General features: G+C 70.3%; 17 protein-coding genes. 6 read left to right on the top strand and 11 right to left on the bottom strand.

The genetic code is table 11. The annotated features are described in order from the left end of the window. Positions 1-5: 5 nt before the first annotated feature. From ACIGFK_RS16265 to ACIGFK_RS16225, 9 genes are all read right to left on the bottom strand, one after another. Positions 6-2,678: a cation-translocating P-type ATPase gene (locus ACIGFK_RS16265; protein WP_376655260.1), complete on the bottom strand. Its 2,673-nt coding sequence runs from the start codon at positions 2,676-2,678 to the stop codon at positions 6-8. Then, positions 2,671-3,267: a hypothetical protein gene (locus tag ACIGFK_RS16260; RefSeq protein WP_376655261.1), complete on the bottom strand. Its 597-nt coding sequence runs from the start codon at positions 3,265-3,267 to the stop codon at positions 2,671-2,673. The genes ACIGFK_RS16265 and ACIGFK_RS16260 overlap by 8 nt, the downstream gene beginning before the upstream one ends. 45 nt (positions 3,268-3,312) lie before the next feature. Beyond that, positions 3,313-3,813, bottom strand: a complete 501-nt coding sequence (locus ACIGFK_RS16255) for a flavodoxin domain-containing protein (RefSeq protein WP_376655262.1) — start codon at positions 3,811-3,813, stop codon at positions 3,313-3,315. A 42-nt stretch (positions 3,814-3,855) separates the two neighbouring features. Beyond that, positions 3,856-6,297 carry a phosphoenolpyruvate synthase gene (ppsA, locus tag ACIGFK_RS16250; RefSeq protein WP_400052235.1) on the bottom strand — a complete coding sequence of 814 codons (2,442 nt, stop codon included), beginning with the start codon at positions 6,295-6,297 and terminating at the stop codon, positions 3,856-3,858. A 431-nt stretch (positions 6,298-6,728) separates the two neighbouring features. Continuing rightward, positions 6,729-7,178 carry a universal stress protein gene (locus ACIGFK_RS16245; RefSeq protein WP_376655264.1) on the bottom strand — a complete coding sequence of 150 codons (450 nt, stop codon included), beginning with the start codon at positions 7,176-7,178 and terminating at the stop codon, positions 6,729-6,731. 109 nt (positions 7,179-7,287) lie between these two features. Then, positions 7,288-9,687, bottom strand: coding sequence for a glycoside hydrolase family 65 protein (locus tag ACIGFK_RS16240; protein ID WP_400052233.1), 2,400 nt, complete (start codon positions 9,685-9,687; stop codon positions 7,288-7,290). Then, a complete protein-coding gene (locus ACIGFK_RS16235) occupies positions 9,684-9,923 on the bottom strand; it encodes a hypothetical protein (protein ID WP_376655266.1) in 240 nt (79 codons plus the stop codon). Before ACIGFK_RS16235 ends, ACIGFK_RS16240 begins: the two co-directional genes overlap by 4 nt. Before the next feature lie 13 nt (positions 9,924-9,936). Continuing rightward, entirely contained in the window at positions 9,937-10,632 is a 696-nt protein-coding gene (locus ACIGFK_RS16230; protein WP_400052230.1) for a helix-turn-helix domain-containing protein, read from the bottom strand. Next, positions 10,629-11,705: a zinc-dependent alcohol dehydrogenase family protein gene (locus ACIGFK_RS16225; RefSeq protein ID WP_400052229.1), complete on the bottom strand. Its 1,077-nt coding sequence runs from the start codon at positions 11,703-11,705 to the stop codon at positions 10,629-10,631. Before ACIGFK_RS16225 ends, ACIGFK_RS16230 begins: the two co-directional genes overlap by 4 nt. 176 nt (positions 11,706-11,881) lie before the next feature. On the opposite strand from ACIGFK_RS16225, the gene ACIGFK_RS16220 reads away from it, so the two are divergent. From ACIGFK_RS16220 to ACIGFK_RS16205, 4 genes are all read left to right on the top strand, one after another. Continuing rightward, entirely contained in the window at positions 11,882-13,300 is a 1,419-nt protein-coding gene (locus tag ACIGFK_RS16220) for an MBL fold metallo-hydrolase RNA specificity domain-containing protein (protein WP_400052227.1), read from the top strand. A 94-nt stretch (positions 13,301-13,394) separates the two neighbouring features. Continuing rightward, on the top strand, positions 13,395-13,865 hold the full coding sequence (locus ACIGFK_RS16215) for a cyclic nucleotide-binding domain-containing protein (protein WP_376655270.1): 471 nt from the start codon (positions 13,395-13,397) through the stop codon (positions 13,863-13,865). Positions 13,866-13,874: 9 nt separating this feature from the next. Further along, a complete protein-coding gene (locus tag ACIGFK_RS16210) occupies positions 13,875-14,528 on the top strand; it encodes a CBS domain-containing protein (RefSeq protein WP_376655271.1) in 654 nt (217 codons plus the stop codon). 16 nt (positions 14,529-14,544) lie between these two features. Beyond that, positions 14,545-15,567 (top strand): 1-phosphofructokinase family hexose kinase, encoded by a 1,023-nt coding sequence (locus ACIGFK_RS16205; protein WP_400052224.1) that lies wholly within the window; start codon positions 14,545-14,547, stop codon positions 15,565-15,567. Positions 15,568-15,625: 58 nt separating this feature from the next. Here the strand turns inward: ACIGFK_RS16205 and ACIGFK_RS16200 are convergent, their stop codons facing one another. Continuing rightward, positions 15,626-18,250: an RICIN domain-containing protein gene (locus ACIGFK_RS16200; protein ID WP_400052222.1), complete on the bottom strand. Its 2,625-nt coding sequence runs from the start codon at positions 18,248-18,250 to the stop codon at positions 15,626-15,628. A gap of 136 nt (positions 18,251-18,386) precedes the next feature. On the opposite strand from ACIGFK_RS16200, the gene ACIGFK_RS16195 reads away from it, so the two are divergent. Continuing rightward, on the top strand, positions 18,387-20,093 hold the full coding sequence (locus tag ACIGFK_RS16195) for a sigma-70 family RNA polymerase sigma factor (RefSeq protein ID WP_400052220.1): 1,707 nt from the start codon (positions 18,387-18,389) through the stop codon (positions 20,091-20,093). Positions 20,094-20,398: 305 nt separating this feature from the next. After that, complete coding sequence (locus ACIGFK_RS16190; protein WP_400052218.1) at positions 20,399-22,843, top strand: non-reducing end alpha-L-arabinofuranosidase family hydrolase; 2,445 nt, start codon at positions 20,399-20,401, stop codon at positions 22,841-22,843. Between the two features lie 63 nt (positions 22,844-22,906). Here ACIGFK_RS16190 and ACIGFK_RS16185 read toward each other — a convergent pair whose 3' ends face one another. Next, entirely contained in the window at positions 22,907-24,382 is a 1,476-nt protein-coding gene (locus ACIGFK_RS16185) for a non-reducing end alpha-L-arabinofuranosidase family hydrolase (protein ID WP_376654824.1), read from the bottom strand. Positions 24,383-24,511 lie beyond the last annotated feature (129 nt).

Raw genomic sequence — 24,511 nt, 5'->3', positions numbered from 1 at the left:
TGGATTCAGGCGCGGTGGCGTCGGCGGCGGACCGAGCGGCGGATTTCGTCCGTTCCCCAGACCAGCGGCGGGAAGGCCGCGATGAGGAGGACGACGTCCAGGGGCAGGGCCGCGGTGCCGAAGAGGTGCTGCAGCGGGGGTGCGTAGACGAGGGCTGCGGTGAAGGCGAGTTCGAAGGCGATCCCGGCGAGCAGCAGGGGGTTGGTGAAGAAGCCGATGTCGCGCAGGGCCGCGTGGTCGGTGCGGGCGGCGAAGGCGGTGCCGACCTGGCAGGTGACGATGCCGGCGAAGGTGGCGGTGGTCGCCGTCAGGTAGGCGTGGTGGAGCGGGGCGCCCGGTCCGGTGGGGTCGCCGGGGTGCCAGCCGGCCCGGTAGAGGACGTAGAAGAAGGCGGTCATGACCAGAGCGGCGGAGACGGAGCCGAGCCAGCCCCAGCTGCGGATGAGCATGTCCTTGTTGATCACGCCCTGGGTGCTGGGGCGGGGCGGTTTGGACATGATGCCCGGTTCGGCGCGCTCGCGGCCGAGGGCGAGGGCCGGGAGGGTCTCGGTGCCGAGGTCGATGGCGAGGATCTGCAGGACTGTCAGCGGCAGGGGGACGGTGCCGGCGGAGAGGGCGAAGACGAGGAAGGGCACGACTTCGGGGGTGAGGTGGGCGAAGATGTAGACGATGAACTTGCGGACGTTGTCGTAGACGCGGCGTCCGGATTCGATCGCCGTGACGATGGTGGCGAAGTTGTCGTCCGTCAGGACCATGGTCGATGCCTCGCGGGCCACGTCGGTGCCCGAGCGTCCCATGGCCACGCCGATGTGAGCGCGGTGCAGGGCGGGAGCGTCGTTCACGCCGTCGCCGGTCATGGCCACGATCTGCCCGTGGCTCCTCAGGGCGTCGGCCACCTTCAGCTTCGTCTCCGGCGAGGAGCGCGCGAAGACGATCTCGGTGTCCCCTTGCCGGAGCAGGTGGTCGAGGTGGTGGTCGTCGACCGCCTCGGACTGGGTGATCACCCGCAGCTTCGGCACGCCGATGCCGACGGCACGGGCGATCGAGGCAGCCGTGGCTCCGCTGTCACCGGTGACGACGTGCACGGTCACCCCTGCCTCGTGGCAGCGCCGGACCGCGGCCGCGACCTCCGGGCGCGGCGGATCGTAGAGGCCGACCAGCCCGAGCAGGTGCAGGTCCCGCTCGGCCTGCTGGCGCCGCACCGGGGGCTCGGTACCGGCGGGCAGGTCGCGCACGGCGACGGCCAGCACCCGCATGCCGTCCGCCGCCAGCGCGTCGGCAGCCGCTTGCGCCTCGCGGGCCGGCTCGCCGCCTGTCAGCAGGGACAGGACTGCCTCCGGAGCGCCCTTGGTGATCACGCGGAGGCGGTCGTGGTCCGTCACCTGGACCACTGACATCAAGCGGAGGCGGGGATCGAAGCGGAAGCAGGCCCGGCGGTGGGCATCGCGGTCGGCCGGGGCGACGGGCACGGCCTGTTCAGCAGCTCCTTCGGCCAGTGCGAGCTCGGTCGGATCTCCGTGCAGCCGACCGTCCGTCTCGCGGGTCACGGTGGTGCACAGGGCCGCTGCGTGGATCAGCTCGGTGCTCCAGGGCCCGGCCTCCGAGAGGTTCCCGGGCGTCCAGAAGCCGTGCAGGCGCATCTCGTTCCGTGTGAGGGTGCCGGTCTTGTCGGTGCAGATCACGTTCGTGGAACCGAGGGTCTCCACGGCGCTCAGCCGCTTGATCACCGCGCCCTGCCGGGCCAGCACCCGTACCCCGACCGCGAGGGCGAGGGTGATCGTGGGCAGCAGACCCTCGGGCACGTTGGCCACGAGCAGGCCGATGGCGAACATCAGCGAATCGGTCACCGGCAGGCCCACCGCCACACCGGTCACCAGGAACACCGCCCCCATCGCGACCGCGACCGCCGCGATCAGCCAGGCGACCTTCTTGACCTGCTTCTCCAGCGGGCTCGGCTCTCGAGGGGTGCGCTGGCTGAGGGCGGCGATCCGGCCGAGTTCCGTGTGGTCGCCGGTGGCGAAGACGACCGCCTGTGCCTGTCCCTCGGTGGCGCTGGTGCCGCTGAACACGAGATTGGGTTCCTGGAGCACCGGTACCGCCTGCAGTCCCGGACCGGCCAGGCGTTCGACCGGGGTGGACTCGCCGGTGAGCATGGACAGGTCGGCCTCGATGCCTCCCTCGGTCAGGCGGGCGTCCGCGGGGATCCGGTCGCCTTCCTCGAGGACGATGAGGTCCCCGGGGACCAGATCACGGGCGGGGACGTGCTGCGGCTGCCCGTCACGGATCACCTGGGCCTGTGCGGGAAGGTAGCGGGCCAGGGTTTCGACGGCCCTTTCTGCCTGCCGTTCCTGGACGAGGGCGAAGCCTGCGTTGACCAGGACGACGGCGACGATCGCCCAGCCGAGCACGTCGATGGCCGCGATGAAGGCGAGGGCGGCCGCCGCCCACAGGAGCAGGGCCAAGGGGTGTACCAGCTGCCTCAGGAGTTCCCGCAGGATGCTCGGCCGGGCCGTCGGCCGGACCTCGTTGGGCCCGTAGACCGCCAGGCGCCGTTCCGCCTCCCGGCTCGACAGACCCAGCGGGCCGGTGTGCAGCTCGCGGCGGAGCAGCGCCAGGGGCTCGAGCGGATCCGGGGTGAAATCCGGCGTGAGGTCCCGGTCCACTGCGCTGTCAGTCATCGTCTGCTCCCTGACCGGGCCTCAGGCGCCCGGACCACAGGGGTTCGACGCCCTCCCATTCGGCCTCCCAGGCGCGGGAGCTGCGTGCGTCGACGATCCGGAGCCCGATGCGGACCAGGAGACCTGAGGCGAGCAGGATCCCGGTGAGGGCCCCCATTCCGAGGCCGAACGCGTCCAGCCCGATTTCGATCGTTTCAGGTGGCTCGTCGGCTGCGTTTCCGGAGTCGTCGACCCAGACGCGGACAGTGTCCCCCTCGCGCGTGCCGACGGGGACGGGAAGGGTGCCCGTGTGCGCACGGTCAACGGGATAGCGCCACGTGGCGGGGGCAACGGTGACGCGTGTCCCGCTCGGCCCGTCACCGGCCCGGTAGGTGGTCCGGCCGACCGTGACGGCTTGGATGTCGTGCCGATGGCGGGCGACCGACTCGGCGGCACGGCTGCTGTCGGTCCAGGCGGACCGTCCGACGGCAACACCGCAGAACACGGCGATGAGGCAGGCCACGGCGAAGGCCGCGTGCAGACGGGTACGGGTGCGGTCGGCTTTCCGCCGAAGCGGGTTGTTCCCCGGTCCCCTCGTCCGGTCGTCCATGACGCGCCTCCGCGCTGCGTCCGTGTCGGCCCGTCCACCCGGTTTTCAAGCGGCGGCGAGCTCGGCGCTGATGTGGTGGGCCCAGGACTGGACGCGCCCGGGAGCGCGGAAGTCACCGCCCTTGCCCTGGCGGAGCATCGAGCGTGCGAGGAGTCCGGGGGTGCGGGCCGTGACACTGCCGCCGAACGTCTTGTGCTCCCGCGCGCCGATGAGCTGCATCCGGCGGGCGACGGCGGGCACCGGGGGGATGTCGCGTTCCTCGGCGGAACGGTCGAGGGGGCCGCTGCTGAACAGCCAGACCGGGCGGTGCCGGAGCGACTCGGCGTTGCGGTCGGCGCACCGCGCGGCCTTGCCGCTCCAGTGGCCGGCGTACAGGGCGCCACCGAGCACCACGGCGTCGTAGCCGCGGACGTCATCGACGCGGCCTGCGGGCAGGACGACGGCGTCGAGGCCGTCCTCACGGAGGGTCTTGCCGATCTGCTCGGCGATACCGGCAGTGGCTCCGTGCTTGGTCCCGTAGGCGACCAGGACCTTCTTGGTGGTCATGACGGGACTCCTTGTCTCGTCCTCGTGGGGCTGATGTCACTGTCACGCGGCCGACGGAGGTTCCGCATGGGCCGGACGGATCCCGGCAGGGGCCATTCGGTCCCTGCCGTAGCGCTGCTCCTCGCCTGCTGCCACGTGCTGCTTGACGGCCGGGAAGCTGTCCGGGGCGACGGAGATCGAGTCGATCCCGATGCCCACGAGGAAGGCGGCGAAGGCGGGGTCGTCGCTGGGGCGCTGCCCGCACAACCCCACGGGCCGTCCGACGGCCTGCGCCCGCGGAACGAGTATTCGGATCAGGCTGGTGACGGCCGGGTCGTTCTCGTCGAAGACGTCGGCGAGGGCCTCGGAATCCCGGTCGACGCCCAGGGTGAGCTGGGTCAGGTCGTTGCTGCCGATGGAGAAGCCGTCGAAACGCTCGGCGAAGTCCTGGGCGAGCAGGACGTTGGCGGGAATCTCGGCCATCACGTAGACCTTGAGCCCGTTCCCACCCCGCCGGAGCCCTTCGGCGGCCATGACGTCGAGGACCTTGTCGGCCTCGAGCAGGGTACGGCAGAAGGGGATCATGACGATGACGTTGGTCAGGCCCATCTCGTCACGCACCCGGCGCAGGGCCCGGCATTCGAGGGCGAAGCCTTCGCGGTAGCCGTCGCTGTAGTAGCGGCTGGCGCCCCGCCATCCGATCATCGGGTTGGCCTCGACCGGCTCGAAGGGCCGGCCGCCGAGGAGTTTGGCGTACTCGTTGGTCTTGAAGTCGCTGGTACGGACGATCACCGGATCGGGCCACCGGGAGGCGGCGATGCGGGCGATGCCGTACGCGAGGCGGTCGGTGAAGTACGTGGTGGGGTCGAGGTGGCCCTCGGTGAGCTGGTCGACGGCGCAGCGGTCGGCCGCGTCCAGGCGTTCGGGGTGGACCAGGGCCATGGGGTGGACCTTGACCTGGTGGGCGACGATGAACTCCAGGCGGGCCAGTCCGACGCCGTCGGCCGGCAGCCGCCACCAGCGGAACGCCGCCGAGGGGTCGGCGAGGTTGAGCATCACCCGGGTGCGGGTGGCGGGCAGGGCGGTGAGGTCGGTCTCGGTCTCCTCGAACGGCACCAGGCCCGCGTACACGCGGCCGCGGCTGCCCTCGGTGCACGAGACGGTGACCGGGCGGCCGTCCGGGAGTGCCTGGGTGGCGCCGCCGGTACCGACGACGGCGGGGACTCCGAGCTCCCGGCTGACGATCGCCGCGTGGGAAGTGCGGCCCCCGTGGTCGGTGACGATCGCGGCGGCCCTCTTCATGATCGGTTCCCAGTCGGGGTCCGTGATCGAGGTGACCAGTACGGCGCCGGTGGGGAAGCGTTCCAGGTCGACGGGGGTGTCCAGGCGGCACACGGGGCCGGCGCCGATGGCCTCGCCGACCGCGATGCCCTCCGCGAGCAGCTCGCCGGGCATGCCGGTGAGGCGGCAGCGGCGCAGGGTCGTGGTCCGGCGGCGGGACTGCACGGTCTCGGGGCGGGCCTGGACGATCGCCAGCTCGCCGGTGATGCCGTCCTTCGCCCACTCCAGGTCCATCGGGCACCCGTAGTGCTCCTCGACCGCCACGGCCCACGCGGCCAGCTGCCGTGCCTCGGTGTCGGTCAGGACGCGGCGGTCGCGCTCCTCGGTGGTGGTGTCGACGGTGTCGGTGAGCCCGCCTTCCGCGTAGACGGCCTTGCGGCGCTTGGCCCCGATCCGGACGTCGATGACGGGGTCAAGGGCCGGGTCCTTCAGGGAAGGCTTGAACACGGTGTACTCGTCGGGGTCGGTCTGCCCGCTGACGACGGTCTCCCCCAGCCCCCAGGCCGCGCTGATCACGACGACCTCGGGGAAGCCGGTCTCCGGGTCGAGGGTGAAGATCACCCCGGCGCCTGCGAGGTCGGAACGGACCATGGCCTGGACGCCGACGGAGAGGGCGACGCCCAGATGGTCGAAGCCCATGCGCTCGCGGTAGTCGATGGCCCGGTCGGTGTAGAGGGACGCGAAGCAGCGGTGTACGGACCGGAGCAGCTGCTCGGTGCCGCGCACGTTCAGGAACGTCTCCTGCTGACCGGCGAAGCTGGCCTCCGGCAGGTCCTCGGCCGTGGCGGAGCTGCGCACGGCGACCTCCGGTGCGGTCCGGCCCAGCTCTCGTCCGAGAGCCTCGTACGCGGCGGTGATCTCGCTGCGCAGTGCCTCGGGGAGCGGCACGGCCATGATCAGCGAACGGATGGCGGCACCGACGTCCTCGAGCGCGACGCCGTCGCGGTAGCGGTCGAGCTGCTCCTCGATGCGGATGCGCAGCTCATGCCGGTCGAGCAGCTCCCCGTAGGCGTCGGCGGTCGTGGCGAAGCCGGGCGGTACGGTCACGCCGGCCGAGGCCAGCCGAACGGTGAGCTCGCCCAGCGAGGCGTTCTTGCCTCCGACGCGGCCGAGGTCGCCGCGGCCGAGCTGGGTGAACGGTATGACACGTCGCGTGTGTCCCATGACGTCCTCCGTGGCCTGTGCGCCGGCTGCGGTTCAGTACGGCAGGGGGCGGCCGGACGGCGTGCGCAGGTCCAGCAGGGCGGGCTTGTGGGGCTGCTTCGGCCGGGTCTGGATCCGTATGCGCTGCATCGTGGTCACCCTCTTGGGGGAAGCGGCGCCGGTGTGGCGTCCGGGTTCCACGATCACGCCGGGACGGGGGTGGGCCGCAGTGCCGAGGGGGCCAGTCACACGGGGCCGAGTGGTCCGCTCGTGTGCGGGGCCGATCGGCCCAGAGAACGGATCACATGGTGGCTGCGCTCCCCGGAGACGGCTGGGCGGGTGAGGGGACACGGGCGATCACGAAGGAGAGCGCCGATCGATTCCGACCGGCGCTCCGCGCTCGTCACCTCACTCTGTGCCGGACCGGCAAGCGAAGCGGCACCTGGCACGGCTCATTCCACGGCTACGTCCGGTCGGACGATCGTCACCGGACACGGGGCGTGGAGCGCCAGCTGCTGGCTCACCGAGCCGAGGAGTGCCCGGCGGAAACCGCCGCGTCCGCGGCTGCCCACGACCAGCATGTCGGCACCTTGAGCCGCGTCCACGAGGACGTCGACCGGGTGGCCGTGTACCAAGCGCTCGTGCACCGAGGAGGTCCCCCCGTCACCGAGTACGGTGCGGACCTCATCGACCAGCAGCTTCTCGGCCTCCTCCTCGTCGAACGTCGCGTCCACTGCCGGAGCCGACCATGACGCTTCGCCCGGGATCTCCCAGGCCGTGACCGCCTCCACCCTTCCGCCGACGAGACCGGCGTAGCGCACCGCCCAGCGCAGGGCGGTCTGGGACGAGGGCGATCCATCGATGCCCACGACGATCCGCGGAGCCTCATGCTGCGTGTCCATGCCCTTCACCCCTTCCGAGACATACCTTCAGCGTGTGCGAGATGAGTGTCCACCGCCATGCGAGGCGCCCGCCGTAGCCGTTTGCGCAGGTACGTCCCGCCTGGCCGTCTCAGCCCATCGGCAAGCGGAACCACCTCTCCTCTCCTGCACCGACCCGCTCCCGTCGGTCACCGGGAAGGACCAGGGCCACCGGCCCGAGGGGCGACGGCGGCACGCGGATGCCCAGACGGCCCGGCCTGAACCAGATGCGTACGTCCCGGTGCCCGAGGTATGAGATCGAGAATGCGGAGCGGGGAATCTGAGACAGGGGAACGGGGTCGATGTGCAGGCCGTCGGAGCCGGGATCCAGGCCTGCGATTCCGCGTTCGACGAGGTCGAGGGTGCCGGCCATGGCACCCAGGTGAATCCCTTCCCCGGTGGTGCCGCCCTGAGCGTCGGTGATGTCGCTGAGCAGGGCGTTCTCGCAGTAGCGCCAGGCGTCCGGGCCCATCTGCCGGGCGAGCACCCAGCCGTGGACGAGGCTGCTGAGCGTGGAGCCGTGGCAGGTCCGCCGCAGGTAGTACGCCGTCGTCCTCGCCCACAGCTCGTCGTCGAAGCCGTAGCCGAGCCGGGTGAACAGCCGGGTGAGTTGCGCGGGGCGGAAGAGGAAGCCGAGCATGAGGGTGTCGGCCTGCTTGGACGCCTTGTAGCGGTTGGGCGTGTCGCCTTCGGCCTCCAGGATGCGGTCCAGGCGGCGGATGTCGTGGTAGCGGGCGCGGTACTTGTCCCAGTCGAGCTCGGCGAGATCGCCGTAGCCGTGGAACTGGCTGATCACACCCCGGTGGAAGGGCACGTACATACGGTGGGAGATGTCCTCCCAGTGACCGAGGTCGTCCGCCGCGAGGCCGAGCTGGGCGAGCAGTTCAGGGCCTCGGGATGCAGGGAGTTCCCTGTAGAGGTCCAGAGCGCGGGCCAGTACCCAGGCAGCGGTGACGTTGGTGTAGGCGTTGTCGTCGATGCCGGGCGTGGCAGTGTCCGGGTAGGCGTCGTGGTACTCGTCCGGTCCTACGACACCGCGGATCCGATAACGGGCAAGATCCGCGTCCCACTTGGCGACACTGGCCCAGAAGTCGGCTATGTGCAACAGGAGTTCGGCGCCGGGCCCGTGCATGAAGCCGGTGTCTCCGCTGGCGAGACCGTACTGACAGACATTCCAGGCGATGGCCGACCCGACGTGGTGCTGGAGGCGGGAGTGATCGGGGAGCCAGCGGCCGGAGCGGGGGTTGAGGTGAAGCCGCTGCGTCTCCTCGGTGCCTGAACCGCCGCTCTGCCAGGGGAACATCGCCCCCCTGGCCCCAACGGCACGTGCCGCGTTCCGGGCCGCGGGAAGCCGTCGGTGTCGGTACATCAGCAGCGCGCGGGCGGTTTCGGGGAAGTGCAATCCCAGGTAGGGCAGGACGAACAGCTCGTCCCAGAAGACGTGCCCCCGGTAGGCCTCCCCGTGCAGACCACGGGCTGGTACGCCGACGTCGAGTTCCGCGGTGTGCGGCGAGAGCGTCTGGAGGACGTGGAAGGCGTGGAGGCGGAGGACCCGCCCCGTTTCACCCGGCGTCTTCAGTTCGCCCTCGCTCCAGACCCGCTGCCACGTCGCCTTGTGGGACTGCAGCAGGGCAGGGAACTCCGGGGCGTGTCGGGCATGCGCGATGCTGCTCTTCACAGGATCCTCCCAAGGCCGGTCGAGGGAGGTGAACAGGGCTGCGGTCTTCACGACCACCGCCGGCTCCGCGCGTCTGATCGGCAGGATGAACGTCTGACGGGCGGTGGTGCTCGTGCAGGCCCTGCCGACAGGAGTGAGAGGCCGTGCCGAGGTGCGTACGGCGAGCCCGATCCGCAGCCGCGAGGTGGCGGTGTTGCAGGACAGCCACGCAATGCCTTCCCCCTCCACGCCGGCCTGGTGTTCGACGAGGTGTCGCCCCGCCAGGGCGCGGTACCGGTCCACGCCCGTGTTGGCGACAGCTCCCTCCAGTACGGCCTCGATCTGGATCCTGCCCTGCCAGCCGTAGGCACTCAGGACGGTGCGCTGCGCGGCGAGGTACGGATCGCCGATGTGGACGAGCCGGGTGTGGGTGACGCCCAGACGGCGGCCTTCGGCGTCGTGGAAGAGCATGCGGCGGGTCAGCGTCCCGGAACGCAGGTCCAGTGAGACGCGGAAATGGCGCAGAGTGGGGTGGTCCGGGGTGAGCCAGTCGCCGGGCTCGGCGTCGTCGGGCAGGCAGCGGTAGCGCAGGGCGGTCCAGTCCGGCAGACGGACCATGTCCTCGTTGGAGATCTTCCGGCCTGCGACCACGGAGGTGAGCCGGTCATAGCAGCCGCCGAGGTACGTGGCCGGGTAGTGGACCTCGTCCGCGTCGTTCTCAGGGGCTGATCCCCGGGTGGCGAAGCGCCCGTTGCCGAGGGTGCACAGGGACTCGACCAGCCGCTCGGTCTTGGGGTCGTAGCGGTGGTACTCCCAGTGCCATGGGGCGTTCACGGCCGGCTCGCTTCGAGTGCGGCGGTCTGTCCCAGGGCGTCCTCCACGACGGCGGCCCGCGCCGGAGCCGAGCCGAGTCGGCCTACGGCTTCGAGGAAGAGCTGTCTCCCGGCGTGGGTCGGGTGCCATCGGGCCAGGCAGCCGTCGAAGGCCTGCTTCCAGGCGGAAGCATGGCGTACCGCCGTGGCCGGGAGGACCCCGTCGGTGTCGAAGACGACCGCTCGCCCATCGCTCATGACTCGTGTTCGCTCATGACTCGTGGATCACGCGACGGCCGGTCAGCCGGATGGGAGTGATCTTCATCCAGTGGGTTCGCGGGCCGCCGGCCCAGGGCTGGGACCTGGCCGTGGCGGTCAGGTGATGGATCTCCTCCGCATCTGTGACGGCTTCCAGCTCGCCCACGGCCAGGACGCTCCAGCCGCCGGCGGTGACGTCGTCGATGTTGTCGATCTCGAAAGCGACCTCTGTGCCCGCCGCTCTCGCCGCGAGGGCTTCCACGGCGGTGCGGAACGCTATGCCGGGGCCTGCGATCAGGTAGTTGACCGGAAGAACGGCCGGACCGTCGGGAGTGAACACGGCGATACGTCCCACTCCGTGCGTGCCCAGCAGCTCTCGGCACTCGTCCTCCTCCAGGGGCACGAGTGCGGTGTCGCGGCGAGCGGTGGAGCGGCCGGGGGCACGGCCTGCGCTCGCCCCGGTCAGATCGTCGACCGTCACGCCGAGCTCGTCCGCGACGCGGACGAGCGTGCTGATCGCCGGAGCGGCCGCGTGCTCTTCCAGGTAGGCGATGTAGTTGCCGTCCGCGCCGCACCGCCGGCCCAGTTCCTCACGGCTCAGGCCGAGGGCGATCCGGCGAGCTGCCAGGCGGCGGCCCAGATCGGTGCGTCCGGCAGTCTCGGCGGTCTCGCGCGGGTGCATGCTCTGTGTCCTGTTCACTGCGCTCATTGCTCCTGCGGCGGTACGGCGACCGTGTCGGGCTGCGGGCCGCCGAGCACGACCTTGAGGGCGCCGGTGTCTCCGGCGCGGGAGAAGACCTCGTACGCCTCTTCCATCTGGTCCAGTTCGAAGCGGTGGGTGACCATCGCGGCACCGGGGAGGCGGCCGGCGGCCATCATGCGCAGCAGCATGGGGGTGGTGGAGGTGTCGACGAGGCCGGTGGTGATGGTGACGTCCTTGATCCACAGGTCTTCGAGGTGCAGGGTGGCGGGCTTGCCGTGGACACCGATGTTGGCGACGCGTCCCCCGGGGCGGACCATGCGGGTGCACATCTCGAACGTTTCGGGCATGCCCACCGCTTCGATGGCCACGTCCGCGCCGAGCCCGTCGGTCAGGTCCTCGACCAGTCGCTCGGGCTCCTCCTGCGCGCTCGCGGTCGCGTCGGCTCCGAGGTCGCGTGCGGCCGCCAGGCGGGAGGCTGCGAGGTCCGCGGCGATGATCCGGCCGGGGCTGTAGAGCGAAGCGGTGGCGATGGCCGCGAGACCGATGGGCCCGGCACCGACCACGACGACCGTGTCACCGGGGCGCACGTTGCCGTTGAGGACGCCGACCTCGTAGGCGGTCGGGAAGATGTCGGCGAGCAGGACCGCTTCGTCGCTGCTCACAGCGCTGGGAAGCGGGTGGACGGAGAGGTCGGCGAACGGGACGCGGACGTACTCGGCCTGGGTTCCGTCGATGGTGTGGCCCAGGACCCAGCCCCCGCCCCCACGGCACTGCCCGTAGCGGCCCTCGCGGCAGAAGCGGCAGCGGCCGCAGGCGGAGATGCAGGAGATCAGGACGCGGTCTCCGGGGCGGACGCTGCGGACGTCGCCACCGGTTTCGACGACGGTGCCGACGGCCTCGTGGCCGAGTACGCGACCTGGGGTGACCTCGGGGACGTCGCCCTTGATGATGTGCAGGTCGGTGCCGCAGATGGTGACGGCGTCGACCCTGACGATCGCGTCGGCGGCATCCTTGATCGCAGGGTCCGGGACGTCCTGCCAGGAAGTCCGCCCCGGTCCTTCGAAGACGAGTGCCTTCATGGTCGCGGCCTCTCTGTGCTGGGCGGTATGGGGTCACAGTCAGGCTGCGCCCCCGCCCCTCCACAGCGCTTGGGCCGGTCGGCCCCTACCGAGGGGACCGGTCGGGTCTCGTCGGCGCATCAGGGCGGATGCCACGGTGGAAGCCGGCACCCTTCCGCGAAAGGAGGGCCGCTGCCATGTCCCAGCCGGCCCCGTCTTCATCTCCCCGCCCGGCCCTGCTGAGGTTCCTCGGTGGTGTCAGGACGGTCACGGGCAGCAAGTTCCTGGTCGAGAGCGACCACGCCCGGATCCTCGTCGACTGCGGACTCTTCCAGGGTGTCGCGGACCTGCGCCGCCGCAACTGGGACAAGCTGCCCTGCGACGCCCGGGACATCCGCGCCGTCGTCGTCACCCACGCGCACCTGGACCACTGCGGATATCTGCCGCGCCTGGTCCGGCACGGCTTCCGGGGTCCGATCCTGAGCAGCGCTCCCACGGCCCGCCTCGCCGAGATCGTGCTCCGCGACAGCGCGAAGCTGCAGATGGAGGCCGCCGAGCACGCCAACCGGCACGGCTGGTCCAAGCACCGGCCTGCCAAGCCGCTCTACGACGATGACGACGTCGACCACACCGTGAAGTTCTTCGACCCGGTCCCCGTCGGGAGCGAGGTCGAGATCATGGCCGGGACGAAGCTCACCCTCCACCACGGCGGCCACATCCTCGGCTCCGCCTGGGTCCACCTGACCCTGGAGGACGGCCACACCCTCGCCGTCAGCGGCGACCTCGGCCGCCCCGGCCACCCGCTCCTCCTGCCGCCCGAACCCTTCTCGGGGGCCGACGTCCTGCTCATGGAATCCACCTACGGCAACCGGCGCCACGACCACGAGACCGCCAAACGAGAGTTCGCCTCCGTCATCACCCGGGCGCTCTCCCGCGGCGGCACCGTCGTCATCCCGGCCTTCGCCATCGACCGCACCGAGGTCGTCCTGCACGAACTCGCCGCCCTGCGCGCCGACGGCACCCTGCCCCGCCACGTACCCGTCTACGTCGACAGCCCCATGGCCCTGGCAAGTCTCGACGTCTACCGCGACGCCGTCCGGTCCCACGCCCCCGAACTGCGCCCCGAAATCGTCGCCGCCGGCGAGGCCTCGATCAGCCCGGAGCCGTTCCTTGCCGCACGCACCGTCCAGGAATCGATCGACATCAACAACACCACCGGCCCGGCGGTCATCGTCTCCTCCGCCGGCATGGCCACCGGCGGCCGCGTCCTGCACCACCTCCACCGCACCCTGCCCGACCCCCGCAACGCCGTCGTCATCGTCGGCTTCGCCGCCGCCGGCACCCGCTCCCGGGACCTCGTGGACGGCGCACGGGTACTGAAGATGTTCGGCGAGTACGTCCCCGTACGCGCCGAGGTCGCCGACGTACCGCACTTCTCCGCCCACGCCGACGCCGGCCAGGTCATCGACTGGCTGCGCACCGCACCGGCCCCGCACACCACCTACCTCGTCCACGGTGAGGAAACCGCATCCGAAACCCTGCGGGACCGCATCGACCGCGAGCTGGGCTGGACGGCCGTCGTACCGAAGCCGGGCGAGGCCGTCCTGGTCCGCTGACGTGGGCCGGACGGTCCCACGGTCTGCACCGCGCGGCCCTCCCGGCCCCCACAGCACCCGGCGCACGGTGAAGGGGAAGGGCTGGAGGCACACCATGAGCACCATGCACAGCATCCTCGAACAGATGACTCCGCAAGCCCGCGAGGCCCTGCTCGCCCACTCCCACCAGGTCACGTTCCCGGCCGGCACCCGCATCTTCCGGGAACACCAGCGGGCAGAAAAGTTCTGGATCATCGAATGCGGCACGGTCGACCTCGACACCCACGTGCCGGGCCGCAAGAACGCCGTCATCGACACCCTCGGCTACGGAGAGCTGCTCGGCTGGTCCTGGATGTTCCGCCCCTACACCTGGCACCTGGGCGCCACCGCCACCCGCGAGGTCCGCGCCCTCGAGTTCGACGCCGCCGCCGTACGGGAGCTGTGCAGCGAGGACTCGGCCGTCGGCCGGTCCGTCTCCACCGCCGTCGCGGGCGTCATCGCCGACCGGCTCGACTCCGCCCGCACCCGGCTCCTCGACCTGTTCGCCCCTCACGGCAGCGGAACCCCGCTCGCCTACGCCCGCTGAGGACCCGCCATGACCTCCACCCCGTACACCGTCGCCGACGTGATGACCACCAAAGTCATCGCCGTCACTCCCGACACCGGCTTCAAGGACATCGCCGCCGCCATGGAACGCTGGAAGGTGACGGCCCTCCCCGTCATCGAAGGCGAGGGCCACGTCGTCGGCGTCGTCTCCGAGGCCGACCTCCTGCCCAAGGAGGAGTTCCACGAACACCGCCCCGGGATGATCGAACAGATGCGCCGCCTCGGCGACACCGCCAAGGCCGGCTCCACCCGCGCCGAAGCCCTCATGACCACCCCCGCCGTCACGATCCGCCCCGACGCCACCCTCCCCCGGGCCGCCCGCCTCATGGCCGACCGGCGCATCAAGCGCCTCCCGGTCGTCGACGCCGACGGCACCCTCAAGGGCATCGTCAGCCGCGCCGACCTCCTCAAGGTGTTCCTCCGCAGCGACGACGAACTCACCGAAGACATCCGCCAGAGCGTCGTCGAACGCCTCTTCCCGCTCTCGCACAAGGGGGTCACCGTCACCGTCACTCACGGCATCGCCACTCTGACGGGCAGCGTCCGGGACGATCACCTGATCCCCCTGGCCGAGCGCCTGGCCCGGTCCGTCGAGGGCGTCGTCGACGTCCGCTCCCGGCTGACGGCGCACACCGAACCATGAACACCAGGACACCGCCATGAGCACAGCTGCGGCACCGGACCCCTCAACCGCCGGGACGGCCGACGGTGTCGGAAGGCCGGAGCGAACCGCCGGCCCGGAAATCGTCACCCTGACGATGAATCCGACCATCGACCTCTGCTGGGAGGTCGAACACCTGGAGGTCACCGGCAAGAACCGTGCACGCGTCAGGTCGGTCGCCGTCGGGGGCGGCGGGATCAACGTCGCCCGTCACATCGCGCGGTTCGGAGCACGGGCCACCGCCCTCCACACCGCGGGAGGTGAGGTCGGCCTGCGCCTCAACCGGTTGCTGGACGAAGAGGGCATCGACCACGTCGCCGTCGGCATCGACGACGACAGCCGCGAAGCACTCGTGCTGTTCGAGACCGGATCACGTCGCAGTTACCACGTCGTACCGCCGGGTCCGCGATTGCACCAGCGCGAGGGAGAGCGGTGCCTGGAAGTGCTGGAGCAGCTCATCGGCAGTCGCGCGTACGTCGTGGCCAGCGGCAGCCTGCCCGGCGGCTTGCACGACGCCTATTACGCGGCCGTCGCCCGCCGTGTCAGGGCAGCCGGAGCCCGGCTGATCCTGGACACCTCCGGGCCGGCGCTCCCGGCAGCGCTCGCGGAGGGTGTGTTCCTGTTCCGGTGCAACCGGACAGAGGCCGAGAGCCTGACCGGCCGCCCCGTCAACAGCTTCGACGACGCCCGGGCACTCAACGAGCACCTGCTCACCACGGGGGCCGCCGAGGTCGCCGTCACCACCCTCGGAGCACTGGGCGCGCTGTGCTCGACCAGCCACGGCCACACCGAGCTCTACGTGCCGCCGCTGCCCGGCGAGCCCCTGAGCGATGCAGGGGCGGGAGACAGCATGGTCGCTGCCCTCACCACACGGCTGGCCGCCGGTGACGACCCCGTCAGTGCCTGCGCGCTGGGAGTGGCCACAGCCGCCGCAGCGATGCTCACCCCCAGCACCGAACCCTTCGACGTGGACGTGGCCCGATCCCTCCGCTCGCAGGTGCGGACCGCCGGCAGTGTCTGAGTCCCTCGACCGTGGCGGGGCCGCGGCGTTGAGCCTGCGGCCCCGCCCGTGCGTCGGGTCAGGACGGGTCGCCGTACTGCAGGCCGCGTCCGTTGGTGCCGACGTATACGCGGCCGAAGACGTCGGGGTCGCCGGTGATGACGCCGGTGCCGCCGATGCTGCCCCACTGGTGGGCGTCGTCGTTGACGCGGAGCCAGGTGGCGCCCTTGTCGGTGGAGCGGAAGACGCCGGTGACGTCCTTGACCGTGCCGATCAGGTACAGGGCCTGGTAGGAGGCGCCCGGTGCGGCCTTGCCGAAGCCGAGGGCGGAGGCGGACTGCACCGTGGTGAGCGTGGTGAAGGTGTGGCCGCCGTCGGTGGAGTGCAGCAGGCCCTTGCCGTGGCCGGAGATCCACAGGTCGCCGGCGACGCCGGGGACGGCCGTGAGCCGGCCGGAGGGCAGGCTGCCGACGCGGGCGGTGAAGGTCGCGCCGCCGTCGGTGCTGGCGTAGAGCTTGCCGTCGGCCAGGGAGTAGAAGGTCTTGGCCAAGGAGCGGTCGGCGACGACCACGGCGTCGGTGCCCAGGCCGCTGACCTTCGACCAGCTCGCCCCCTTGTCGGTCGAGCGGTACGGGGACTGGCCGGCCTGGGTCCAGACGATGGTGGAGCCGTCCGCCGAGAGCGCGACATGGCCGTCCCGGGCGCCGGCCACCGGCTCTGCCTTGAAACCGTTCCAGGTGCTGCCGCCGTCGGTGGAGTAGGCACCGTCCTGCTCGCCGCCACTGCCGACGCGGACCATCATCGAGGGGTTGGACTGGGCGAAGTCGATGTCGGTGCTGTTGCTCATCATCGGGCTCTTCAGCCGCCCGGCGGACACCTCGGTCAGGGAGTCGTGGCGGAATCCGCCTTGGTCGCCCATGGCGGTGACGACGCTGGCGCCGCCGGGAGGGGCGATCGCGTCCATCAGCGCGGTCTCCTCCAGCCCGCGGGCCCCCGCGGTCCAGTGGCTGGTGCCGCCGCTGTCGGTGGCGTTGGCGTCCTTGCTGCGCCAGATGCCGTTGCCGGTGCCGTACAGCACGTGCCCGGAGCTGAAGGGATCGATGGCCAGGGCCGTCATCCAGTGCCCGGTGTGGGTGCCGACGTAAGGAGCGCCGGAGGCCTCCCGCACCGACTTGTCGGCCAGTGCCTTCCAGGTCGCACCGCCGTCGGTGGTCCGGTAGACCTCGTCCTCGGGCCACCAGCGGTCGAGGGTGGTGACCATCACCGTCGACGGCTTCTGCGGGTCGACGGCCAGACCGGAGAACCCGTAGTTGCCCTGGGACGGGGAGATGTTCTTCCACGCCCCGCCGGACGGCGTGTACTTCCACACCGAGCCCGCCGTCGCGTCCATGGGGCCGATGCTGTTGCTGTAGGACAGGTAGAGCGAGCCGTCACCGGAGACCACGCCGTGCTGCGGCATCTGGCCGGTGGGCTGCCCGGAGACGGCCTGCCAGCTGCTGCCGCCGTCGGTGGAGCGGTACAGCGAGGTGGACCTGTCGTTGACGCCGACGTAGACCGTGTTGCTGCCGGCCGGGCCGTACGTCACGAAGGAGATGCCCGCTCCGCTGCTCGCCCCGTCCTTGACGGGGAACGAGGAGACCTGATTCCAGGTCGCGCCGTGGTCGGTGCTGCGCCACAGGCCGTTCTTGCGGGTGCCCAGCAGCAGGGTACCGGGGTCCGAGGGGTTGATCACGAGCCGTTCGCCCGCGCCGCGGCCGGGCTCGTTGGCGCCCAGCTTGAAGGGCAGATCGGTGCGCTTGAAGGTGCGGCCCCGGTCGGTGGAGCGCAGGATCGCGCCGTTGCCGGCCCACTCGTTGGTGTAAGTGCCCGCTCCGAGGTAGAGCCGGTCGGGGTCGACGGGGTCGGTGGCCAGCGAATCGATGCCCAGCAGGTTCCAGTCCTTCTCGCCGAGCCAGTCGGTCAGCGGGATCCACTGCTCGGCTCCGGTGTCCCAGCGGTAGGCGCCGCCCATGTCGGTTCGCGCGTACAGCAGGCCTTTCTCCCGCGGGTTGAACACCAGCCCGGTGACGTAACCGCCGCCCACCACCTGGGCGTTTCGCCATGTGTACGGTCCGGATCCGGGCGCCTGGCTCTCGGCCGTCCTCACCAGCTTCCACTGCTGGTTGGTGCCGCCGTGGCCGCGGTACTGGATGACTGCCGCGCCGTCGGCCGTGGAGCCACCGGAGACGTCCAGGACCTGGCCGCTCCTGCGGGAGGTGAGGACGACGGCGTCGGAACCGCTCACGTCGTCGATCCGCCATTCCTGCGAGCTGGAGGAGCTGTCGGTCTGCTGCTCGGCGGCGGCCGCCGGAGCGGTCGAATCACCCGCTATGCCCAGTACTTTGCCGCTGTTGCGGTTCACCAGCTCGTAGTAGCCGTCCCCAGCGGATCGAAGCTTCCACTGCTGGTTGGCGGTGTTCTGGTCGGTCCACTGCTGGATGCGGGTGCCGTCGGCGGTGGAGAAGGCGTTGACGTCCAGCGCCTTGCCGCTGCGTACGGAAACCAGCCGGTAGTAGGCATCGCCGTCGACCGTGGCGGCCTGCGAGTCCTCCTGCACGAACAGGAGATACGGCACGAGGACGGCGGGCGCACCGAGCAGCAGACCGGTCGCGGTCCAGCGACGGCGGTGACGCCCGCGGCGCCCGCCGTTCGTGGGGTTCTTCATGGGGTTGTTCTCCTTGCATGCCACCGGAGGAAAGGTGGATCCGGCTAGGGACGGCCGGATCCGACTCCTTGTGGTCACAGGCCCCGCAAAGGGTTGCCTCGATCCGGGAACTTCCACAGATCACTTCGGAGCGGGGGTGGGCGTTGATCAGCGGCCGGGCCCGACGGCCGGTGCGACGGCTGGAACGCGGGCGTCAACCCCGGCCCAAGGCACGGGTTTCGCCCGCATACCCTTGCCGACGTCAAGGTGTTGCGCCGCACTCGGGCGGATCGCTCGCCTGAGGGAGGTGGGAATGGGTCTCATGGAAACGGATCACACGGGGCTGGTTGTCGCGGCGCGGGCCGGTGACGATCGGGCGCGCGAGGAACTGATCGCCGCGTACCTGCCGTTGCTCTACAACATCGTCCGGCGAGCGCTGAACGGCCAGGCCGACGTCGACGACGTCGTCCAGGAAACCCTGCTGCGCGTGGTGCGCGACCTGCCTGCCCTGCGTGCGCCGGAGAGCTTCCGGTCCTGGCTGGTGTCGATCACGCTCCGTCAGATCAATACCCATTGGCACCGACAACGCGCCTTCGCCGGCCGGACAACGGTCATCGACGAGGCACTGCGGATACCGGACGCCGGCGCCGGACTTGAGGACATCACGATCCTGCGGCTGCATGCGTCGGACGAGCGCCGCCAGGTCGTCGAGGCCGGCCGGTGGCTCGACGCGGACCATCAGGTGCTGCTGTCGCTGTGGTGGCAGGAGTGCGCCGGACTGCTGAGCCGCGACGACATCGCCGCCGCGACGGGGCTCACCGTCGCCCACGTCGGGGTACGCCTGCAACGGATGCGCGAGCAGCTGGACCTGAGCCGGACGATCGTCGCCGCGCTGGAGGCCCACCCGCGCTGTCCGCAGTTGGGTGAGACCGTCGTCGGCTGGGACGGGCTTCGTACATCGGTGTGGCGGAAGCGGATCGCACGGCACACCCGCGACTGCCAGGTCTGCATGGCGACGACCACGCAGCGGGTCCCTGCTGAACTCCTGCTCCTCAGCCTCGCGCCGCTGGCCGTCCCGGCCGGACTCGTCGCCGCCCTGGCCGCCAAGGGCCTTCTGTCAGGTGCGGCCGCGAGCGCCGCCGGGCCGGCCATGGCACCCGTCGCCCTGGGCACGGCGACGGGTGGAGGCAGTCTGTACAGTTCGCTGATCGCCAAACTCCCTGCGGTGACCGCTCATCAGCTGGCGGGCCTCGCCACCGGCGCGGTGCTCGTCGCCGGGGCCGCCACCTACGCGGCCTGGCCCGAACCGGCGCATCGGGCGCCCGGCGTCATGGCCGCTCCCACAGTCGGCACCCCCACGCCGATCCCGTCGAGCACCACCACGCCGGCCGAACCGTCCCCGGTGAATCCGTCCGCCGACGCAGGCGCTGTTCCGCTGGGCGCACGGACACTGGAGGCCGTGGACGAACCCGCCCTGTACCTGGCGTACGCGGGCGACTTCGCGACGCTCGGCCGGGTCCCGGCGTCCAGCAGCGGGCAGGCACGGCAGCGGGCCACGTTCACCGTCCTCCGGGGGCTGGCCGACGCGCGGTGCGTGACCTTCCGCGCCGCCGACGGCCGCTATCTGCGCCATCGTGAACTGCGGCTTCGGATGAGCACCGATGACGGCAGCGAACTGTTCCGTGAGGACGCCACTTTCTGTGCACGCGCCGGATCGGCCGCCGGGTCGGTGACCCTGCACGCGTACAACTATCCCGGATCGGTCATCCGCCACCGTGACGGTGGCATCTGGCTCGATGGCTCCGACGGCACACGGGCCTTCGCCGACCAGGCTTCCTTCATCGTGCGCGGGGGCCTCGGCTGAACACCGCTCCCTGGGCATTCCGGACCGGGTCGCGCCGTGACAGCCGGTGATCCCGCACGGTGTCTTCGCCACCGATGTCCAGGGTGACGCACGGGCCGACCAGGCCGCAGGGCCCGGCATAACGCTTTTTCCCTGCGAGATCCATCACCGGGAAATCGTCGGTGCGGCGCGACTTTTTCGTTACGCGACCACGAGTTCGGGGGCCTCCACTTCGTGGGGTGTTCTTCCCGCCGTTCACCACGTGTGCCGGCGTGGAAGGTTCCCCCACTTCCCCGTCGATGCATCTGCTGAAGAAAGCGCCTCCCATGACCCGACACAGATCAGGCCGCACGGGCCGACGCGCCCACGATCACGGCTCCCAAGGCGACCTGCGGTCCCCGAGGAGAATCACGAAGGGCCTGCACCGGCTCGGCCGGCGCGGCCGGACCCTGACGATAGGCCTGTCGGCCGCGACGCTGCTGGCCGGCGTCCTGACGCTTCTCCCCGAGTCTGCCGGAGCGGCGAGCCTGGGTACGCAGGCGACCCCCTCGGGCAGGTACTTCGGCACGGCCGTGGCTGCCGGGAGGCTGGGCGACTCGACGTACGCCGCCATCTCGGACCGGGAGTTCAACATGATCACCCCGGAGAACGAGATGAAGTGGGACGCCGTCGAACCCTCCCGCGGCAACTTCACCTTCGGCCCCGCCGATCAGATCGTCAACCGTGCCACGGCCCACGGCCAGCGCCTGCGCGGCCACACCGCGGTCTGGCACTCGCAGCTCCCGTCCTGGGTCAGCTCCATCGGCGACGCGAACACGCTGCGTGGCGTGATGAACCACCACATCACCACCTTGATGACCCACTACAAAGGAAAGGTCTACGCCTGGGACGTGGTCAACGAGGCGTTCGCCGACGGCTCCACCCAGCACAGGAGCTCGGTGTTCCAGAACGTGCTGGGCAACGGCTTCATCGAGGAAGCGTTCCGCACCGCCCGGGCGGCCGACCCCTCGGCCAAGCTCTGCTACAACGACTACAACATCGAGAACTGGTCGGACGCCAAGACCCAGGGCGTCTACAACATGGTCAGGGACTTCACGTCGCGTGGCGTGCCGATCGACTGCGTCGGGTTCCAGAGCCACTTCGGCACCGGCGGGCCGCCGGCCGGCTTCCAGACCACCCTGTCCAACTTCGCCGCCCTGGGCGTCGACGTCCAGATCACCGAGCTGGACATCGCCCAGGCGTCGCCCACCCACTACGCCAACACGGTCAAGGCCTGTCTGTCCGTCGCCCGGTGCAGCGGCATCACGGTATGGGGCATCCGTGACAGCGACTCCTGGCGCAGAGGCGAAAGCCCGCTGCTGTTCGACAACGAAGGCAAGCCCAAGGCCGCCCACACCGCCGTCGTGAACGCCCTCAAGACCGCCGCCGCCGGCGGGACCGGTACGGGAGCGATCAAGGGCGTCGCCTCCGGTCGCTGTATCGACATCAACGGTTCCACCACCGACAGCGGCACCCAGGCGCAGCTGTGGGACTGCCACGGACGGACCAACCAGCGCTGGACCTACACCTCCGGCAAGCAGCTGATGATCTACGGCAACAAGTGCCTGGACGCCAGGGGTACCGGCAACGGCACCGCGGTGGTCATCGAGGACTGCAACGGCGGCGCCGGCCAGCAGTGGAACATCAACACCAACGGCACGATCGCCGGCGTCCAGTCGGGGCTGTGCCTCGACGCCGTCGGCGCGGCCACCGCCAACCGCACCAAGATCCAGCTGTACGCCTGCTGGTCCGGCGGCAACCAGAAGTGGACCGGCCTGTCGGGGACGCCTGCCCCGACGACGCCTGCGCCGACGGGCGGCACGTGTGCTCTTCCGTCAAGGTACCGGTGGACGTCGACGGGTGCGCTGGCGCAGCCGGCGAACGGGTGGGCCTCGCTGAAGGACTTCACCAGCGTGACGTACAACGGCAAGCACCTGGTCTACGGGTCCAACTTTTCGGGATCGTCGTACGGCTCGATGATGTTCGGTCCCTTCACGAACTGGTCGGACATGGCGTCGGCCGGCCAGTCCGGCATGAGTCAGACCGCGGTGGCGCCCACACTGTTCTACTTCGCGCCCAAGAAGATCTGGGTGCTGGCCTACCAGTGGGGCGCATGGCCCTTCATCTACCGCACGTCGAGCGACCCGGCCAACCCCAACGGCTGGTCCGCGGCGCAGCCGCTGTTCACCGGAAGCATCCCCCGTACCGACTCCCCCACCGGCCCGATCGACCAGACCCTGATCGCTGACGACCAGAACATGTACCTGTTCTTCGCCGGGGACAACGGCAAGATCTACCGGGCGAGCATGCCGATCGGGAACTTCCCGGGCAACTTCGGCTCCTCGTACACGACGGTCATGAGCGACACGCCGGACAACCTGTTCGAGGCCCCGCAGGTCTACAAGGTCAAGGGCCAGAACCAGTACCTCATGATCGTCGAGGCGAGGGGTGCGAACGGGCGCTACTTCCGCTCGTTCACGGCCACCAGCCTGAACGGCTCATGGACGCCCCAGGCCGCGACCGAGAGCAACCCCTTCGCGGGCAAGGCCAACAGCGGTGCCACCTGGACCAACGACATCAGCCACGGTGACCTGGTCCGCGAGAACCCCGACCAGACCATGACCGTCGACCCCTGCAACCTGCAGTTCCTCTACCAGGGCAAGTCCCCCGCCGCCGACGGCCCCTACGACCGACTGCCGTACCGGCCGGCTCTCCTCACCCTGCAGCGGTGACCTGACCGGTTCACCGTCGCCGAGGAACCCCAGCCGTGCGCCGGCTGGGGTTCCTGTCCGTTCTCACCGCTGCAGTGTCAGCAGGCCCGGCCGGTAGGGCAGGAGGCCGTAGTCGACGCCGTCGGAGCTGGGGCTGCGTCCCTGGTAGAGCAGCTGAAGATTGCAGGGATCGACGGTCATCGTCTGATCGGCGCCGGTGCGGATCAGTTCGCCATGGCTGATGTCGTTGGTCCAAGCGGCGCCGCTGTTGGCCTTGCCGGCGAAGGGGCTGCTCTCGGTGGCGGCCTGCGGGGTCCACGAACCGTTCAGGCTGGAGGCCGTGAACGAGCGGAAGTAGCGCTGCTCGTTCGCACCCCGCGCCTCGACGATCATGAGGTACTGGTTCTGACCCTTGACCTTGTAGACCTGCGGCGCCTCGAACAGGTTCTTCACCGTGTCACTCATGACCGTCGTGTACGAGGAGCCGAAGCTGCCCGGGAAGTTCCCGAGCGGCATGCCCGCCCGGTAGATCTTGCCGTTGTCACCGGCGAAGAACAGGTACATGTTCTGGTCGTCACCGATGAGCGTCTGGTCTATGGGTGCTGCTCCGGCGCCGATGCTTCCGGAGAAGAGCTCGTGCGGTGATGACCAGCCGTTGGGGTTGGTGGGGTCGCTCGACGTCCGGTAGGAGAACGCGGTCGCACCCCACTGGTAGGTGAGCACCCAGATGTTCTTCGGCGCGAAGTAGAGCAGCGTCGGCGCGACGGTGCCGGTCGACATCGTGTTCTGGCTGGCCGAGGCCATCTCCGACCAGTTGGTGAACGGGCTGAAGTTCATCGAGCCCCAGTTGTTCCCCGTATCGTGGGTCGTGGCGTAGACGAGTTGCCTGCCGTTGTAGGGGACGACGGTGAAGTCCTTGAGCGAGACCCACCCCGGCTTGGGCTGCGCCAGCGCGCCCGTTGAGGTCCAGCGGTACGTCGACGGAAGACCGCACGGGCCCGGGTTGCCGGCACCGACCTTGACGAGCCGCCACTGCTGGTTGCTGCCGCCCCAGTCGTCGTACTGGACGATGTTCGCGTTGTCGGCGGTGGAGCCGCCTTGTACTTCCAGGGCCTTGTTGCTGTGGCGCGCGATGAACCTCACGTGGCCGTCCGAACTGTCGGAAAGCCGCCACTGCTGGTTGGTCCCGTTCGCGTCGGCCCACTGGACGATCGGGGCGCCGTTGGCGGCGGAGCCGTTCTGGACGTCCAGCACCTTGCCGGAGTGGCGGGACTTGATGCGGTAGTAACCGCCGCCGGAGTCGACGAACTGCCACTGCTGCTGGTCCTGATCGTTCCTGGTCCACTGGGTGATGCGGGCGCCGTCGCCGGTCGCCAGGTTGTAGACGTCCAGGGCCTTGCCGCTGTTGCGGTTGACCAGCGCGTACGAGGCGTTGGTGTCGATGATCGGCGCCGCGCCGGCGGGCTGGACGTCAAGGAAGGTCGCCAGGAGCAGCAAGGGCGCGAGGACTGCGAGCAGGCGTCGTCCCAGGTGGACCGGGGACGGATGGCGAAGCCACATCAGGAGAGCTCCTTCGGGGGGTGGGGGTGAGGTGACCCCGACGGACCGCGGAGCGGCCGCGTCGGGCGGTCGGGGAGGGGATGGGTGTGAAGGCGGCCGCGCATCAGGCGGCCACCCTGTATTGTTAGC

Origin of the sequence: Streptomyces sp. NPDC085524 (assembly GCF_044541755.1) — a bacterium.
In the GTDB taxonomy this organism is placed as follows: Bacteria; Actinomycetota; Actinomycetes; order Streptomycetales; family Streptomycetaceae; genus Streptomyces.
Note: the sequence above shows the minus strand (reverse complement) of the source record. Positions and strands in the feature narration are given on the sequence as shown.